The sequence below is a fragment of the Neisseria dentiae genome (assembly GCF_014055005.1).
Classification (GTDB): Bacteria; Pseudomonadota; Gammaproteobacteria; order Burkholderiales; family Neisseriaceae; genus Neisseria; species Neisseria dentiae.
In genome coordinates this window covers 1,776,386-1,792,040 of sequence record NZ_CP059570.1, presented here as the reverse complement: position 1 = coordinate 1,792,040, position 15,655 = coordinate 1,776,386, and the positions used below count along the sequence as shown (strand labels likewise).

At 56.0% G+C, this 15,655-nt stretch carries 15 protein-coding genes and 1 pseudogene; 7 read left to right on the top strand and 9 right to left on the bottom strand.

The window, feature by feature from the left end; all coding sequences use genetic code 11:
- Positions 1–2: 2 nt before the first annotated feature.
- Genes H3L92_RS08470 through H3L92_RS08460 form a run of 3 tightly spaced genes read right to left on the bottom strand, consistent with a single transcriptional unit; the run spans position 3 to position 3,338 of the window.
- Positions 3–767: a Na(+)-translocating NADH-quinone reductase subunit C gene (locus tag H3L92_RS08470; protein WP_085365193.1), complete on the bottom strand. Its 765-nt coding sequence runs from the start codon at positions 765–767 to the stop codon at positions 3–5.
- Positions 760–1,992, bottom strand: a complete 1,233-nt coding sequence (locus tag H3L92_RS08465; protein ID WP_085365192.1) for an NADH:ubiquinone reductase (Na(+)-transporting) subunit B — start codon at positions 1,990–1,992, stop codon at positions 760–762. The genes H3L92_RS08470 and H3L92_RS08465 overlap by 8 nt, the downstream gene beginning before the upstream one ends.
- A 2-nt stretch (positions 1,993–1,994) precedes the next feature.
- Complete coding sequence (locus tag H3L92_RS08460) at positions 1,995–3,338, bottom strand: Na(+)-translocating NADH-quinone reductase subunit A (RefSeq protein WP_085365191.1); 1,344 nt, start codon at positions 3,336–3,338, stop codon at positions 1,995–1,997.
- Between the two features lie 386 nt (positions 3,339–3,724).
- Here H3L92_RS08460 and H3L92_RS08455 point away from each other — a divergent pair, with 386 nt between their 5' ends.
- The 3 genes and pseudogenes from H3L92_RS08455 (at position 3,725) to H3L92_RS08450 (ending at position 6,252) form a co-directional block, all read left to right on the top strand.
- Complete coding sequence (locus H3L92_RS08455) at positions 3,725–4,621, top strand: tyrosine recombinase (RefSeq protein WP_115336204.1); 897 nt, start codon at positions 3,725–3,727, stop codon at positions 4,619–4,621.
- Positions 4,618–4,764, top strand: a pseudogene (locus H3L92_RS13315) (signal peptidase); the annotation flags it as partial. The gene H3L92_RS08455 and the pseudogene H3L92_RS13315, both read left to right, overlap by 4 nt.
- A gap of 306 nt (positions 4,765–5,070) precedes the next feature.
- Positions 5,071–6,252, top strand: a complete 1,182-nt coding sequence (locus H3L92_RS08450) for a cytochrome-c peroxidase (protein ID WP_085365189.1) — start codon at positions 5,071–5,073, stop codon at positions 6,250–6,252.
- Positions 6,253–6,334: 82 nt separating this feature from the next.
- Here the strand turns inward: H3L92_RS08450 and gdhA are convergent, their stop codons facing one another.
- Together gdhA and H3L92_RS08440 are read right to left on the bottom strand one after the other, a co-directional pair.
- Entirely contained in the window at positions 6,335–7,675 is a 1,341-nt protein-coding gene (gene gdhA / locus H3L92_RS08445; RefSeq protein WP_085365188.1) for an NADP-specific glutamate dehydrogenase, read from the bottom strand.
- Between the two features lie 152 nt (positions 7,676–7,827).
- Positions 7,828–8,055 carry a hypothetical protein gene (locus H3L92_RS08440; protein ID WP_143824307.1) on the bottom strand — a complete coding sequence of 76 codons (228 nt, stop codon included), beginning with the start codon at positions 8,053–8,055 and terminating at the stop codon, positions 7,828–7,830.
- Between the two features lie 49 nt (positions 8,056–8,104).
- Between H3L92_RS08440 and H3L92_RS08435 the strand changes: the two genes are divergently transcribed.
- The 3 genes from H3L92_RS08435 to H3L92_RS08425 all read left to right on the top strand — a co-directional run bounded on the left by H3L92_RS08435 (position 8,105) and on the right by H3L92_RS08425 (position 11,402).
- Complete coding sequence (locus H3L92_RS08435) at positions 8,105–8,899, top strand: thymidylate synthase (RefSeq protein ID WP_085365186.1); 795 nt, start codon at positions 8,105–8,107, stop codon at positions 8,897–8,899.
- A gap of 165 nt (positions 8,900–9,064) precedes the next feature.
- Positions 9,065–9,907 (top strand): S-formylglutathione hydrolase, encoded by an 843-nt coding sequence (fghA, locus tag H3L92_RS08430; protein WP_085365185.1) that lies wholly within the window; start codon positions 9,065–9,067, stop codon positions 9,905–9,907.
- Between the two features lie 280 nt (positions 9,908–10,187).
- Positions 10,188–11,402 (top strand): pyridoxal phosphate-dependent aminotransferase, encoded by a 1,215-nt coding sequence (locus H3L92_RS08425; RefSeq protein WP_085365184.1) that lies wholly within the window; start codon positions 10,188–10,190, stop codon positions 11,400–11,402.
- A gap of 164 nt (positions 11,403–11,566) precedes the next feature.
- Here H3L92_RS08425 and hemW read toward each other — a convergent pair whose 3' ends face one another.
- The 3 genes from hemW to H3L92_RS08410 form a co-directional block, all read right to left on the bottom strand.
- Positions 11,567–12,742: a radical SAM family heme chaperone HemW gene (hemW, locus tag H3L92_RS08420; RefSeq protein ID WP_085365183.1), complete on the bottom strand. Its 1,176-nt coding sequence runs from the start codon at positions 12,740–12,742 to the stop codon at positions 11,567–11,569.
- Between the two features lie 97 nt (positions 12,743–12,839).
- Positions 12,840–13,445: an RdgB/HAM1 family non-canonical purine NTP pyrophosphatase gene (gene rdgB, locus H3L92_RS08415; RefSeq protein ID WP_085365182.1), complete on the bottom strand. Its 606-nt coding sequence runs from the start codon at positions 13,443–13,445 to the stop codon at positions 12,840–12,842.
- A complete protein-coding gene (locus H3L92_RS08410) occupies positions 13,438–13,677 on the bottom strand; it encodes an NGO_0222 family membrane protein (RefSeq protein ID WP_085365181.1) in 240 nt (79 codons plus the stop codon). The genes rdgB and H3L92_RS08410 overlap by 8 nt, the downstream gene beginning before the upstream one ends.
- 276 nt (positions 13,678–13,953) lie before the next feature.
- On the opposite strand from H3L92_RS08410, the gene rnhA reads away from it, so the two are divergent.
- A complete protein-coding gene (gene rnhA, locus H3L92_RS08405; RefSeq protein WP_085365180.1) occupies positions 13,954–14,412 on the top strand; it encodes a ribonuclease HI in 459 nt (152 codons plus the stop codon).
- Positions 14,413–14,677: 265 nt separating this feature from the next.
- Here the strand turns inward: rnhA and H3L92_RS08400 are convergent, their stop codons facing one another.
- The gene (locus H3L92_RS08400) at positions 14,678–15,496 is read right to left on the bottom strand and encodes an outer membrane beta-barrel protein (RefSeq protein WP_085365179.1); all 819 of its coding nucleotides are present in this window, start codon (positions 15,494–15,496) and stop codon (positions 14,678–14,680) included.
- Between the last annotated feature and the right edge of the window lie 159 nt (positions 15,497–15,655).

Genomic DNA, 15,655 nt, shown 5'->3' with positions numbered 1-15,655 from the left:
GATTATTCTCCTGCTTTGATTTTAGCCAGATAGGGGCCGAAGCCGTTTTGGCTGAACCAATAATGAAACGAACCCTGCACGCCTTTGGTGGTCATGGTGGCGCCGGAGAGGCCGTCCACGCCGTGCTCTTTGTCGGAGGAAGCGCCTTTGCCGATACGGATGGCGACATCGCCCTGCTCGTTATACAGTTTTTTGCCGACAAAATGTTTCTGCCACAAGGGGTTGGCGATTTCGCCGCCCAAGCCGGCGGTTTCGCCCTGCTCGTAATAAGTGATGCCGTTAACGGTGTTGCCGTCGGGCTTGACCGCCACGAAGCCGTACATCACCGACCACAGGCCGCTGCCGTGCATGGGCAGCACGATTTGGCCGGTTTTGCCGGAATCGTCTTTAATCAAATACACTTCGGCGTATTTGGCGCGGGTTTGGATGCCGGCCAAATCTTCTTCGGGTTTGATTCTCACGTTTTGCTGCGGATCTTTGGCGGCGGCGCGGGCGTCGAAATCTTTCACGCCCTCCACATATTCGCCGGTGGCCAAATCCACAATGCGCGGCTCAACGCGCTCGGCATACACTTTGGGCACATCGGTGCCGTCTGAAAGCAGGCCGGCGGCGCCCAAAATGTTTCGCTGTTTGTCGAGCAGTTTTTTCTCGTTTTGGGCGGGTTTCAAGCCCACTGCCGCGCCGGCCACGATCACCGAACACAGCAGGCTGACGGCCACCACAACGGCCAGCGTGCCGCCGAAGCTGTCTTTATCAAACTTAGCCATTGCGAACCCTCCTGCGTTTGATATTCGCCTGAACAACAAAATAATCCAAAATCGGCGCAAACAGATTGGCAAACAGAATCGCCAGCATCATGCCTTCGGGGTAGGCGGGATTGACCACGCGGATCAGCACGCACATCACGCCGATTAAGGCGCCGTACCACCATTTGCCGACATTGGTAAACGAAGCGGAAACCGGGTCGGTGGCCATAAACAGCATGCCGATGGCAAAGCCGCCCAACACCAGATGCCAATACCACGGCATGGAGAACATGGGGTTGGTGTCGGAACCGATGGCGTTGAACAGCAGCGAAGTGGCCACCATGCCCAGCATCACGCCGGCAATGATGCGCCAGGAAGCGATGCGGGCAAATACAATCAGCGCACCGCCGATTAGCAACGCCAGCGTGGAAACTTCGCCCATCGAGCCGGGCAGGTTGCCGATAAAGGCATCCATCCAAGTAATCGGCTGGCCGGTAACGGTGTGTTTCAAACCGGCCGCACCTTCGACGGCCCATTGCGAAAGCGCGGTTGCGCCCGAGAAACCGTCTACCGCCGTCCAAACGGCATCGCCGGAAATCTGGGCAGGGTAGGCGAAAAACAGAAAGGCACGACCGGCCAGCGCGGGGTTCATAAAGTTTTTACCCGTGCCGCCGAACACTTCTTTCGCCATCACCACGCCGAAAGTGATGCCCAATGCAGCCTGCCACAGCGGCAGGGTAGGGGGCACGATTAAGGCGAACAGAATCGAGGTAACGAAAAAGCCTTCGTTGATTTCGTGTTTGCGGATAACCGAAAACAGCACTTCCCAAAAGCCGCCCACGGCGAATACCACCGCATAAATCGGCAGAAAGAAAACGGCGCCCAGCGACAGCTTGCTGAAAATGCCCGCGTCGGTGCCCAAATTGATGCCCAGCCAGTGCGCCAGCGCATAATGCCAGTCGGCGGTGATGTTTTGTTCCAGCAGCCCCAAGTGGTTGACGGCGGCAATCGATTGCGCACCGACGTTATACATGCCGTAGAACATGGCCGGAAACAGCGCGATCCACACCATAATCATCATGCGTTTGGAATCGAGCGCATCGCGCACGTGCGAAGCCTTGCGCGTTACCGTGCCCGGCGTGTAGAGAAGGGTGGCGACCGCCTCATAGAGCGGATACCATTTTTCACGCTTGCCGCCGGGCAGGAAATCGGGTTCGATTTTTTCAAAAAAATGTTTCAATCCCATATTCAGCCTTCTTTCTCAATCTTGTCCAGCACATTGCGCAGCAGCGCGCCGTATTCGTATTTGCCCGGGCAGACGAAACTGCACAGCGCCAAATCTTCTTCGTCCAGCTCCAGGCAGCCCAACGCCTGTGCGCTGTCGGTATCGCCGACAATCAGATCGCGCAGCAGCAGGGTGGGCAGGATGTCCAGCGGCATCACGCGCTCGTAGGTGCCGATGGGCACCATCGCACGTTCGCCGCCGTTAACGGCCGAAGTGAAGTTGAACAGTTTGCTTTTTAAGAAATGGCCGAGGGTGGTGCGGGTAACCGTGTATTTGTCGGCGCTGGGAAGCACCCAGCCGAACAGCTCTTTGGCACGGCCTTCGGCAATCACCGAGATTTGGTTGTGGTAGCGGCCCAGATAATCGTGCGGGCCGGCGGCCACCGCACCGTTGAGCACCGAACCGGAAATCACGCGGTTTTCGCCGTCTTTCAGTTCGCCCGCCGTCAGTTCGGAAACTTTCGCGCCCAATACCGTGCGCAGCAGGCGCGGCTGTTTGACTTGCGGGCCGGCCAGCGACACCACGCGCGAAACGTCCAATTCGCCGGTGGCAAACAGATGGCCGATGGCGATAACGTCTTGATAGTTGACCGTCCACACCGTTTTGTTGGCGCCGACGGGTTCGATAAAGTGGATGTGCGTGCCCGACAAACCGGCCGGATGCGGGCCGCCGAATTCGTGAACGGCGATATTTTGGCCGTCTGAAACCGGAATATCGGCGCCGGCGGCTTTGCACACATGGATTTTATTGGTGGTTAGGCGGCTCAGAACCAATAAGCCGCGGGCGAAATCGTCGGCACGTTCCCGAACCACCACCTGCGGGTTGGCGGCCAGCGGGTTGGTGTCCATGGCGTTGACGAATATGGCGGCCGGCTCGGCGTCTGCGGCGGGCACTTTGCTGAAAGGGCGGGTGCGGAAGGCCGTCCACAAACCCGAAGCGAGCAGATTTCGGCGGATTTCCTCACCGCTCAAGCGGTTAAGGGCTTCGGGAGCGTAACGCTCGAATGTAATCTGTTCGTTGCCTTCTACGGCGATCACCATCGATTGCAACACCCGTTTTTCGCCGCGGTGGATGGCGGCAACCGTGCCCGAGGCCGGGGCGGTAAACACCACGCCGGGGTTTTTCTTGTCCTCGAACAGCACTTGGCCTTTCTGAACTTTGTCGCCTTCCTGAACCTTCATAGAAGGGCGCATACCCACATATTCTTCGCCGAGCACGGCCACTTCGCCGACGGCGGCGCCCGGGTAGACGGTTTGTTCCGGCTTGCCCGCAATCGGCAGGTCAAGCCCTTTTTTAATTCTAATCATGGTTTTGCACTAACGTCGTATCAGGTTGATGAAACACGGGCTGCGGGTTTGGTGCCGGGCCTGAAGAAGAGTTTGAGGCCGTCTGAAAACAAACCGGCAGCCGCTCGGTAAAACGCAACTGCTGGGGCCGTTTGCTATCTGTCTGCGCCTTTTCTGTATAATCGGCGCCAAACAACATAACGGCGCGGCTTTGGAAATAACGCGCGCAAAGCTGCCGTGTTGCAAACCCCTGCGGGCGGCCGTATGGCGCCGAATGTAAACGGAAAACCGTTTTGATTTTACCTAAATCACACACTTGTTACCACGGTTTTAACCGATAAATTTTATTTTTCTATAATAATCAAATTATTGATTGAAATACTTTACTTTCAGACGGCCTCGATACCATGTTGCTCGAACAGTTTGCCAATCATCAGAATCCCTATTTGAATATGCTGGTGCAGCAGGGGAAGTCGGCGCACACCGTCGCGGCCTACCGCCGCGATTTGGCGCAGCTTCAAAAGCTGATGCCGCAAGGCGCGGGCGGCGAAACCCTGCACCGCCGCCATTTCACCGCCGCTTTGAAAAAACTGTCGCAGCTCGAAGCGCACCAACGCAGCATGGCGCGCAAACTGTCGGCTTGGCGGCAGTATTGCGGCTGGCTGGTTAGGCAGGGCTTGCTGGATGCAGACCCGACCGAAGGTTTGCGCGCCCCCAAGCCGCCGGAGCGTTTGCCCAAGGCACTCGAGCAGGAAACGCTTAACAACCTGCTCGATAACGACACCGATAGCGAACCTTTGAGCGTGCGCGACCATGCCTTATTCGAGCTGATGTACGGCAGCGGCCTGCGCGTGGGCGAAGTGTACGGGCTGGATATTGAAGATGTTTTGCTTGACGAAGGCTGGGTAGGCGTAACCGGCAAGGGCGGCAAACAGCGCCGCGTGCCGCTGGGCAGCAAAAGCATCGAAGCCGTTAAGGCTTACCTGCCGCAGCGGGCGGCGGCAGGGGGCGAAACCGCGCTGTTCACCAGCCGTGTGGGCCGCCGCCTGAGCATACGCCAGATTCAAAACCGCCTGCGCGATTGGGCGCTGCGCCACGGCAGCCCGCAGCATATTTCGCCGCATATGCTGCGCCACAGTTTCGCCAGCCACCTGCTGCAATCGGCGCAGGATATCCGCGCGGTGCAGGAGCTGCTCGGCCACAGCCGGTTATCGACCACGCAGATTTATACCAAGCTTGATTTCGACCATTTGGCAAAGGTTTATGATGATGCGCATCCGCGGGCGAAGCGTAAGAAAGAATGAGACCTTTGCAAAACCCCCATCTGCGGCGCATTTCTGCGTTGTGCGCTGCTCGCTCGCTTGCCTAACTTCATGTTATGTCTGCGCTCGCTGCGCTGCTGCGCCTTGAACTGCATCCACACCCGGGGGTTTTGCAAAGGCCTCAGAATGATGTGCCGGGTTCGGAACTTCGTTTAAGCAATCAAGCAGCAGGCCGTCTGAAAACTTTTCAGACGGCCTGCTGCCTTTGTCGGCCTGCTTCAGTTTGCTTTAAGAAAAGTAAGGTAAGGTGCCCGCACAAACGCCGGTTTTACAAATTTTATCGGCATTATTATTAAAAACAATGGAATGTTAAATTATTGATGCCGCGCAAATAAGGCGGATAACGGCACTTTTATACTGCCCGCAACCATAAACCGCATTATGGTGAAAACGCATAACCAAAATAATTTTCGATAGATAAAGGAACCACCATGAAACACGTTCTCAAAAAAGGCGGTCTGGCATTGGCCGTGTTGCTGGCGCTCGCGGCATGTAAAGGAGAAGGGCAGTCGGGCCAGGCTGCGGCACCGGCATCCGCACCCGCAGCGTCGGAATCTGCTCCGACAGCGGCTTCGGCAGCTTCTTCTGCCGCCGCACCCGACAACAGCAATGCCTCGCCCGAAGACAAAGAACTGTTGAAACAGGCGCAGTCGTTGTTCCAGCCGCTGCCCGACGAAGCGGCCATGCAGAAAGCGCACCCGTTTACCGCAGCGCAGGTTAAGCTCGGCCGCCAGCTTTGGTATGAGCCGCGGTTATCGCGCGGCAACACGGTAAGCTGTAATTCATGCCACAACCTGGCTACGGCGGGTGTGGACAATCTGCCTACCAGCCAGGGCCACAAAGGTGCGTTCGGCGGCCGCAACTCGCCCACGGCTTTGAACGCCGCGCTGCTGGGCAGCCAGTTTTGGGACGGACGTGCCGCCACGGTGGAAGAGCAGGCGGGCGGGCCGCTGCTGAACCCTGTGGAAATGGCCAACACCGACAAAGCTTCGGTTGAGAAAAAAATTGCGGCGATTCCCGAATATCAGGCTATGTTTAAAGAAGCGTATGCCGACAAAGGCGGCGCGGTAACGTTCGACAACATCACCGATGCCATCGCCGCGTTCGAACGCACGCTGCTCACGCCCACCAAGTGGGACGACTATCTCAAAGGCAACATCAGCGCGCTTAACGAAACCGAGCGCAAGGGCGTGCGTTCGTTTATCAACAACGGCTGTATCGCCTGCCACAAAGGCGTTACGCTGGGCGGCGATTCGTTCCAGAAATTCGGTTTGGTCAAAGGCCCTTACTGGCAGTTTACCGGCAGTAAGAAGCACGATGAAGGCCGCTTTGAGGTAACCAAAGCCGAAAACGACAAATTCGTGTTCCGCGTGCCCGGCCTGCGCAATGTGGCCCGCACTTATCCTTATTTCCACGACGGCAGCGTGTGGGAGCTGGATAAAGCGGTCGGCATTATGGGCGAGGCGCAACTGGGCAAACAGATTCCGAAAGAAGATGTGGATGCCATCGTGGCGTTTTTGAACACCTTGTCCGGCTCTGTGCCCGAATCCGCCCGCACCGTGCCCGAACTGCCGGTGCACAGCGCGGCTGACAGCCGGCCGAACAACCAATAAGCAGTATGCGGTATAAAGCAGAAAGGCCGTCTGAAATGTTTTCAGACGGCCTTTGTTTGTTTCAATCAAACGGCAGGTCGGATTAAACCACGCCTTGCGCCAGCATGGCTTCGGCCACTTTTTTGAAGCCCGCGATATTGGCGCCGTTCACATAGTTCACATAGCTGCCTTCGCTGCCGTTGGCCACGCAGTTTTCGTGGATGTTTTCCATGATGCCGAACAGGCGTTGGTCGACTTCTTCGCGCGTCCAAGAAAGGCGGATATGGTTTTGGCTCATTTCCAAACCCGAAGTGGCCACGCCGCCTGCGTTGGAGGCTTTGCCCGGTGCATACAGGATTTTGGCTTTGACAAACGCTTCGACCGCGCCCAGCGTAGAGGGCATGTTCGCACCTTCGGCCACGCAGAAGCAGCCGTTGGCGAGCAGGGTTTTGGCATCGTTTTCGTCAAGCTCGTTTTGGGTGGCGCAGGGCAGGGCCACATCGCAGGGCACGCCCCACGGTTTTTGGTCGGCAAAGTATTCCAAGCCTTGCTCTTTGGCGTAAACCGACAAACGTTCGCGGCGCACTTCTTTCAGCTCGATTAACGCCGCCAGCTGCGCTTCGGTCATGCCGCTGTCGGCGAATTTCACAAAGCCGTTGGAATCGGAAACGGTCAGCACTTTCGCGCCGAGCTGCATCGCTTTTTCGGCGGCGTATTGCGCCACATTGCCGGAGCCGGAAACCAAAACTTTCTTGGCTGCCATGCTGTTGCCTTTGGTTTTCAGCATGCTGTCGGCAAAATAAACCGTGCCGTAGCCGGTGGCTTCGGGGCGGATCAGGCTGCCGCCGTAAACCAGGCCTTTGCCGGTGAGCACCGAAGTGAATTCGTTGCGCAGCTTTTTATATTGGCCGAACAAAAAGCCGATTTCGCGGCCGCCCACGCCGATGTCGCCGGCGGGCACGTCGGTGTCGGCGCCGATATGGCGGTAGAGTTCGCTCATAAAGGCTTGGCAGAAACGCATCACTTCGCCGTCGCTCTTGCCTTTGGGGTCGAAGTCGGAGCCACCTTTGCCGCCGCCCATCGGCAGCGTGGTGAGCGCGTTTTTAAACACCTGCTCGAACGCCAGAAATTTCAGCACGCCCAAATCCACCGAAGGGTGGAAGCGCAGGCCGCCTTTGTAGGGGCCGATGGCCGAGTTCATCTGCACGCGGTAGCCGCGGTTCACTTGCACTTGGCCTTTATCGTCCACCCACGATACGCGGAACATAATCACGCGCTCGGGTTCGACGATGCGCTCCAACAGGCCGTGGCGGGTGTATTGCGGGTTTTTCGCCAAGAAAGGGGCGAGGCTGCCGAACACTTCTTCAACGGCTTGGTGGAAAACGGGTTGGTTGGGGTCGCGCTGTTTGATTTGCTCAAACAAGCTGTTCAGGTTTGCAGACATGGATCTCTCCGATTCAGATAGGGTTGGAAATGCAGTGGGAAAAGAAAATCGAGCGCGGGCGGCGCGCAAAAAATAAACCGTGCCGCCGGTTTGGTTATATAAATTTTAGAGTTGGAATATAAACGGCTTTTAGGCAGCTTGCCAAGCAGAAATTAAAGAGAATTGTTAACGGTTTTCAAACGGCCGAAACGGCCTTTTGGTGTTTCAATGCTGTTTGGCCGAGCTTTTTGAAACATAAAGTTTTCAAAAAAGATTTTTCTGGAATGAATTGCCGAATAGCTGCTTGCGCAAAAAACAGAAACGACCGGTATTTTTGTTTCGCCGGTTTGATTTACCGCATATTTTAGGGCGCGCCCAAAGCGGGGCAAAGTGTTATACAATCCGTTTTCCGCGGCCGTATGGCCGTCTGAAAAAACAGCAAGGAAACCCATGAAAGCCTATTTAGACCTGATGCGCCATGTGCTCGAACACGGCACCGACAAATCCGACCGCACCGGCACCGGCACCCGCTCCGTGTTCGGCTACCAAATGCGCTTCGATTTAAGCGAAGGCTTTCCGCTGCTCACCACCAAAAAGTTGCACCTGCGCTCCATCATTCACGAGCTGCTGTGGTTTTTAAAAGGCGACACCAACATCAAATACCTGAAAGACAACAATGTTTCGATTTGGGACGAATGGGCCGACGAAAACGGCGACTTAGGCCCCGTTTACGGCTACCAATGGCGCAGCTGGCCCGCCCCCGACGGTCGCCATATCGACCAAATCGCCAATCTGATTGACCAAATCAAAAAAAATCCCGACAGCCGCCGCCTGATTGTTTCGGCGTGGAACCCCGCACTGGTTGACGAAATGGCCCTGCCGCCGTGCCATGCGCTGTTCCAGTTTTATGTGGCAAACGGCAAGCTCTCGTGCCAGCTCTACCAGCGCAGCGCCGATATTTTTCTCGGCGTGCCGTTCAATATCGCCAGCTACGCGCTGCTTACCCTGATGCTGGCGCAAGTGTGCGGCTTGCAGGCGGGCGAGTTTGTACACACCTTCGGCGATGCCCACCTATACAGCAACCACTTCGAGCAGGCCGAGTTGCAGCTTACCCGCGAACCGCGTGCGTTGCCGCAGATGAAGCTCAACCCCGAAGTGAAAAACCTGTTTGACTTCAAGTTTGAAGATTTCGAATTAACCGGCTACGACCCGCACCCGCACATTAAAGCTGCGGTGGCGGTGTAAGCTGTTGGTTTGTTAGGATTTAGTCAAAGCATCGGCGCCGCAGCTTGACCCGATACGCAAAGGGAATCCATAAATGGCAATGGCGCGGTTGCGAACAGAAGTTTTCAGACGGCCTGCCGTATCGGTTGCACAGGCCGTCTGAAATATTATGAAAGCAGCAAAAAAATGAGTGTATTAACCCTGATTTCCCGCAACAAAATGTTCAACGGCAGCCATGAGCGCTACCGCCATTTTTCCGATGCCAACCAATGCGAAATGACTTTCGCCGTTTATCTGCCGCCGCAGGCGCTGCAAGGTTACCGTGTGCCGGTTTTATACTGGCTGTCGGGCTTAACCTGCACTGATGAGAATTTTTCCACCAAGTCGGGCGCGCAGCGTTTCGCCGCACAGTGGGGCATTGCCCTGGTTATGCCCGACACTTCGCCGCGCGGAGCAGGCGTGGCCGATGATGACGCTTATAATTTGGGGCAGGGCGCAGGTTTTTATTTAGATGCCACCCGCGCTCCGTGGGCGGCGAATTATCAGATGTACAGCTATATCGTGCACGAGCTGCCTGCCTTAATCGAAGCGCATTTTCCCGTAAACGGTCAGCGCAGCATCGCCGGCCACAGCATGGGCGGCCACGGCGCTTTGCAGATTGCCCTGAAAAACCCCGGGCGTTATGCGGCGGTTTCGGCTTTCGCACCGATTGCCAACCCGAGCCAAACGCCGTGGGGTCAGAAAGCCTTTGCCGCCTATTTGGGCGACAATCCCGAACTATGGGCGCAATACGACAGCACCGAGCTTGCCAAAACCGCCGTTAAAAAACTGCCGGTATTGATAGACCAGGGTAGTGCCGACGAGTTTTATCCGCACGATCTGCAAGCGCAGGCATTTGTGAATGCCGCGCGCGGCAACGGTTTTAATGTGCAGTTCAATCTGCGCGAGGGCTACGGCCACGGTTATTATTTCATTGCCACCTTTATCGACAGCCATATCGAGTTCCACGCCGACGCGCTGGGGTTATGAGGCGCTTGCCGGAAAGAAATGTTTCAGGCCGTCTGAAAAAGAATTCTTTTCAGACGGCCTGATCGGATTTTGCAGGGCAAAACTAATTGCTTAATAACCGCTTTGCCAAACCCGGGCATAACGCCGAGATTTTAAAACGCCGGCGGATTTTGCAAAACCATCGGCCTCTTTGCCGCCAAGCCGGTGCGAAATGCAAAATATTGCTGCGGGCATCTTTGCAGCGCCCCGTAAAAGCGGTACATTTACAGCCATTCATTTCACAAGATTAAGTTGCAATATCATGGACCGTTTTCCCAAATCCTCCAAACTTGACCAAGTATGCTACGACATCCGCGGCCCCGTACACAAAGAAGCCCTGCGCCTTGAAGAAGAAGGCCATAAAATCTTAAAACTCAATATCGGCAATCCCGCGCCTTTCGGCTTTGAAGCGCCCGATGAAATTTTGGTCGACGTTATCCGCAACCTGCCCACTTCGCAGGGCTATTGCGATTCCAAAGGGCTGTATTCCGCCCGCAAAGCCATCGTGCATTATTACCAAACCAAAGATTTGCGCAGCATCACCGTAAACGACGTGTATATCGGCAACGGCGTATCCGAGCTGATTACCATGTCGATGCAGGCGCTGCTTAACGACGGCGACGAAATCCTGATTCCCGCCCCCGACTACCCCTTGTGGACGGCGGCGGCCACGCTGGCCGGCGGCACCGTGCGCCATTACCTGTGCGACGAAGAAAACGAATGGTTTCCTGATCTCGCCGACATGGAAGCAAAAATCACGCCCAACACCAAGGCCATCGTGGTGATTAACCCCAACAACCCCACGGGCGCGGTATACAGCAAAGAAATCCTGTTGCAGATTGCCGACTTGGCGCGCCGCCACGGGCTGATTATTTTCGCCGACGAGATTTACGACAAAATCCTTTACGACGGCGCGCAACACCACCACATCGCCGCACTCGCTCCCGATTTGCTCACCATCACCTTCAACGGCCTTTCCAAAGCCTACCGCGTGGCCGGTTTCCGTATGGGCTGGATGGTGCTCAACGGCCCCAAACACCACGCCAAAGGCTATATCGAAGGTTTGGATATGCTCGCTTCGATGCGTTTGTGCGCCAACACGCCCATGCAGCACGCCATCCAAACCGCATTGGGCGGTTATCAGAGCATCAACGAATTCATCCTGCCCGGCGGACGCCTGCTGGAGCAGCGCAACAAAGCCTACGAAATGCTCGTTCAAATCCCTGGCATCAGCTGCGTGAAGCCGAAAGGCGCGATGTATCTGTTCCCGAAAATCGACACGGAAATGTACAGCATTAAAGACGATGCCAAATTCATCTACGATTTGCTGTTGCAGGAGAAGGTGCTGCTGGTTCAGGGCACGGGGTTCAACTGGATACGCCCCGACCACTTCCGCGTGGTAACGCTGCCCCACGCCCACCAAATCGAAGAGGCCATGGGCAAGCTGGCGCGTTTTTTGAAACACTACCGCCAGTAGCGGCAGTTTGCCGGCAGGCAAAACAAAAGGGTTGGATTGCCAACCCTTTTGTTTGTTTCAAGCAGCGGATTTTTTAAACTTCCGTTTAAGAAGAAATGTCTGTTTGCCGCCCTACTTGGGCTTGACCCGGGTATCGGTTATTTTCCCGATACAAAGCCACTTCTTCACAAAAAGCATTGCAGCAAATCGTTGAGAAACCGCCGTCCGGTTTCAGACGGCCTGAAATAAAGCGGGTCGTTGTCCAGCAAGCCTTTGGTTTGGGCGGCCCGGATTTGGGCGGTGATTTTGGTGGCGGGCACGCCGGTGCGCTCTTGCAGCCAGGCGGCGGGCACGCCGTCGGTTAAGCGCAGGGCGTTCATCATAAACTCAAACGGCAAATCTTCCGCTGCAACGGTTTGGCGTTCGATGCCGTCTGAAACTTTGCCGTGCATGGCGGCCAGATAATCGTTGGGATGGCGGCGGCGCACGGTGCGTTCGATGCGTGCGGAGTAGGAAATCTTGCCGTGCGCGCCGGCGCCGATGCCGATATAGTCGCCGAACTGCCAATAATTGAGATTGTGGCGGCAGGCATGGCCGGGGCGGGCAAAGGCCGAGGTTTCGTAGTGCGCGAAGCCTGCCTCTGCCAGCGCGCCGTGCACGGCTTCTTCGATGTCGAGCGCGGCTTCGTCTTGCGGCAGGCCGGGCGGCGGGGTGTGGCCGAACGGTGTGTTCGGCTCCATCGTGAGGTGGTAGGCGCTGATGTGGCCGGCGCCCGAAGCGATGGCGGTTTGAATGTCGTGTAAGGCCGTCTGAACGGTTTGGTTCGGCAGGGCGTACATCAGGTCGATATTTACCCGTTCGAATAGGTTCAGTGCGGTTTCAACGGCCGTTAAGGCTTCGCAGTGGTTGTGGATGCGGCCCAAACTTTGCAGCGCGGCATCGTTGAAACTCTGCACGCCGATGGAAAGGCGCGTGATGCCCGCGTCTTTAAACCCTTGAAACTTCTCTTTTTCAAATGTGCCGGGGTTGGCCTCGAGCGTGATTTCGGCCTGCGGTTGCAGCTTTACCAGCGAACGCACGCCGTTAAGCAGGCGGTTTATCGAGGACGCCTGAAACAGGCTGGGCGTGCCGCCGCCGATAAACACGGTTTCCACCGCCCGCCCCCAAACGTTGGGCAGTTCGCTTTGCAAATCGGTGAGCAGCGCGTCGATGTAAGCGTCTTCGGGCAGGCCGCTTTTGGCTTGGTGGGAGTTGAAGTCGCAATAAGGGCATTTGCGCACGCACCACGGGATATGGATATAGAGCGACAAGGGCGGCAGGGCGGTGAGATGGCCGGGGCGGGGAAAGGTGATGGCGGTCATGGGGTTATACGGTTTTCGGGCTGTGCTGGCGGGCGCGGTTTCAAACCGCCGGCGTTTTCAGACGGCCTCAAGGAATTTTGCAAAGGCCTCGGCCTGTTTAAGGCTGCGGATACAGCCAATCGATTTTCTTTTTCAACTCTTCTAAGGCCAGGCCGCGGTGGCTGATGCGGTTTTTGGTTTCGGGATCCAGCTCGGCGGCGGTGCAGCCCAGTTCGGGCAGGAAAAAATGCGGGTCGTAGCCGAAACCGTTGCTGCCGGCGGGCGTGTCTTGCCACACGCCGTGCCAGATGCCTTCGGCAATCAGCGGCTGCGGGTCGTTTTCGTGGCGCACCAGCGCCAGCACGCAAACGTAGTAACAGCTTTTGTCGGCCTTGCCGGCCAGTTCGGCGGAAAGTTTGGCGTTGTTGGCGGCGTCGGACTTCGGGTTTTCACCTGCGAAGCGCGCCGAATAAATGCCGGGCGCGCCGCCTAAGGCTTGGGCGCAGATGCCGCTGTCGTCGGCCAGTGCGGGTTTGCCGCTGTGTTTGCTGGCGTGGCGGGCTTTGGCGATGGCGTTTTCGATAAAGGTAAGGTGCGGTTCGGGGCACTCGGGCACGTTGAAGCGGGACTGCGGCAGCACTTCGATGCGGCGTTGGGCGAACCAGCGCGAAAATTCTTTCAGCTTGCCTGCGTTGCCGCTGGCTAAAACGATTTGGTCAAACATGGCGGTTTTCCTGCGGTTTGGCTGCCGAAGCGGCTTTTTCGCGCGCGGTTTGGCGGGCGTAGAGCGCCAGGCAGGCAATCTGCCCGAACACGGCTGAGAAGGCGAACAGGAAGGCGGCAACGGCAAACTGTTTGCTTCCGACCGAAAGCAGCCAGCTTCCCAGCAGCACCAAAGTCATAAATAAAACGGTAAAGAAGGCGATACCGAGTAGGTAGGTTTTGCGGGCGTTCATCAGAATCGGCAGATTGGTTTCTAAAGATGCGCATCATAACACAGGCCGTCTGAAAAAATGTTTCAGGAGACCTTTGCAAAACCCCCAGATGTAGATGCAGTTCAAGGCGTAGCAGCGCAGCAAGCACAGACATAACATGGAGTTAGGCAAGCGAGCGAGCAGTACCCTAAAGGGCATAAACGCACAACGCAGAAATGCGCCGCAGATGAGGGTTTTGCAAAGGTCTCTTCAGACGGCCTGTGTTATGATGCGCTCTATTTTCAACCGGAAAAAGCCATGGACAAAACCGTTTACCTCTACACCGACGGCGCCTGCAAAGGCAACCCCGGCGCGGGCGGCTGGGGCGTGCTGCTGCGTTACGGCGCGCACGAAAAAGAGCTTTTCGGCGGCGAGGCCGAAACCACCAACAACCGCATGGAGCTGACGGCCGTTATCGAAGGATTGAAGGCTTTGAAACGCCGCAGCAGCGTGGAAATCTGCACCGATTCACAATATGTGAAAAACGGTATGGAAAGCTGGATACACGGTTGGAAGAAAAACGGCTGGAAAACCGCCGCCAAGCAGCCGGTGAAAAACGAAGATTTGTGGCGCGAACTCGACCGTTTGGTTCATCTGCACGACGTTACATGGGCATGGGTGAAAGGCCATGCGGGCCATGCGGAAAACGAGCGCGCCGACGGGCTGGCCAACCGCGGTGCGGCGCAGTTTGCAAAGGATACCGGCAACGGCGCTTGATATGGCAGGGGCAAAAAAAAGCGGGGCTTTCAGACGGCCTATAGTGAATTCACTATATTTATACAGGCCGAGACCTTTGCAAAAAAGTCGTTTTAATCCTGAATGTATGATATTTCGTCATACTCGGGCTTGACCCGAGTATCTCTTTGTCTTCTAAAACAAACAGATACTCGGGTCAAGCCAGAGCATGACGCAAGTGTTTTAGGTGCCTAAAAGAATTTTGCAAAGGTCTCAGGCCGTCTGAAAGCCCCGGTTTGCAGGCAGCTTAGAAACTGTATTGCAGCTTCACGCCGGCTTCGTGGGTGTAGTTTTTAGGTTCGCGCGCATTCCACAGCCGGCCGTCGTCGTCAACCGAATAAATACGCTCGGAATCCGGCACTTTCCAGCCGCGGTAGAACGGGCCGAAGCTGAGTTTGGAGTCGTTGGCGAAACGTTTGGACACCGGCACTTCCACTTCTATGCCCCGGCCGCCGCTTTGTTTGAATTTATTGGCGTAGCCGTTGTGATAACTATGCTGGCGGCCGTGCAACATATGGTTATAGGCCACTTTGGGGTTGATTTCGAAAGAGCGGGGCAGCTTGATGTCCAAACCTGCGCCGACGCGGGCGTAAAGGGTGTGGTTTTTGCGGTCGTAGTCATATTGGTTTACGCGGCTGCCCAAGTCTTTCAGGGTGCGGTGGCCCAAGCCGGTTTCGAGAACCAAATCCAGTTTTTCGTTTAAGGGCTGCGTGTATTCGTAAGAAACCCTGATATCGTAAGCGCGGCGGGGAACGTTTTGAATCACCGCCTCGCCGTAATACGAATCTTCCATATATTGGCCGGTATAGTCGGATTCGCCGTGCGAATAGCGGCCTTCGATTTTGGCGGCATGGCGGTCGTTAAACGAATATTTGATGCCGCCGTTGAGCGACCAAAGGTTGCCGCGCTCCTGCATCAGGCGCTCGGTGCCGTTTGTGTATTCGCGGTAGGTTTCGCGGTAATACTCGCTGCCGACGGTAAATTCGACAGGGCGTTTGGCTTGCGCGGCAGAAACCAAACCTGCCGATAAAACGGCGGCTAAAGCAACGGCAACTTTTTTCTTCATTTATGATGCTCCCGGAAAAGTTGTTTGATACGGAATCAGAATGGAATACTTCATTATACTAAGTGCATAACAAATATTTGGAGTTGATATCCGTTAAAAAGTTTCCGTGTTGCTCGGGCGCAAAAAAATCGCCCCACGAGGGGGCGCAAAAGGAACACA

Bases quoted from the DNA above. Each gene is read 5' to 3' on its own strand.
- H3L92_RS08455 (WP_115336204.1), top strand. From the start codon at position 3,725: ATGTTGCTCGAACAGTTTGCCAATCATCAGAATCCCTATTTGAATATG.
- H3L92_RS08435 (WP_085365186.1), top strand. From the start codon at position 8,105: ATGAAAGCCTATTTAGACCTGATGCGCCATGTGCTCGAACACGGCACC.
- rnhA (WP_085365180.1), top strand. From the start codon at position 13,954: ATGGACAAAACCGTTTACCTCTACACCGACGGCGCCTGCAAAGGCAAC.
- H3L92_RS08400 (WP_085365179.1), bottom strand. From the start codon at position 15,496: ATGAAGAAAAAAGTTGCCGTTGCTTTAGCCGCCGTTTTATCGGCAGGT.
- H3L92_RS08460 (WP_085365191.1), bottom strand. From the start codon at position 3,338: ATGATTAGAATTAAAAAAGGGCTTGACCTGCCGATTGCGGGCAAGCCG.
- fghA (WP_085365185.1), top strand. From the start codon at position 9,065: ATGAGTGTATTAACCCTGATTTCCCGCAACAAAATGTTCAACGGCAGC.
- hemW (WP_085365183.1), bottom strand. From the start codon at position 12,742: ATGACCGCCATCACCTTTCCCCGCCCCGGCCATCTCACCGCCCTGCCG.
- gdhA (WP_085365188.1), bottom strand. From the start codon at position 7,675: ATGTCTGCAAACCTGAACAGCTTGTTTGAGCAAATCAAACAGCGCGAC.
- H3L92_RS08470 (WP_085365193.1), bottom strand. From the start codon at position 767: ATGGCTAAGTTTGATAAAGACAGCTTCGGCGGCACGCTGGCCGTTGTG.
- H3L92_RS08450 (WP_085365189.1), top strand. From the start codon at position 5,071: ATGAAACACGTTCTCAAAAAAGGCGGTCTGGCATTGGCCGTGTTGCTG.
- H3L92_RS08425 (WP_085365184.1), top strand. From the start codon at position 10,188: ATGGACCGTTTTCCCAAATCCTCCAAACTTGACCAAGTATGCTACGAC.
- H3L92_RS08410 (WP_085365181.1), bottom strand. From the start codon at position 13,677: ATGAACGCCCGCAAAACCTACCTACTCGGTATCGCCTTCTTTACCGTT.
- H3L92_RS08465 (WP_085365192.1), bottom strand. From the start codon at position 1,992: ATGGGATTGAAACATTTTTTTGAAAAAATCGAACCCGATTTCCTGCCC.
- rdgB (WP_085365182.1), bottom strand. From the start codon at position 13,445: ATGTTTGACCAAATCGTTTTAGCCAGCGGCAACGCAGGCAAGCTGAAA.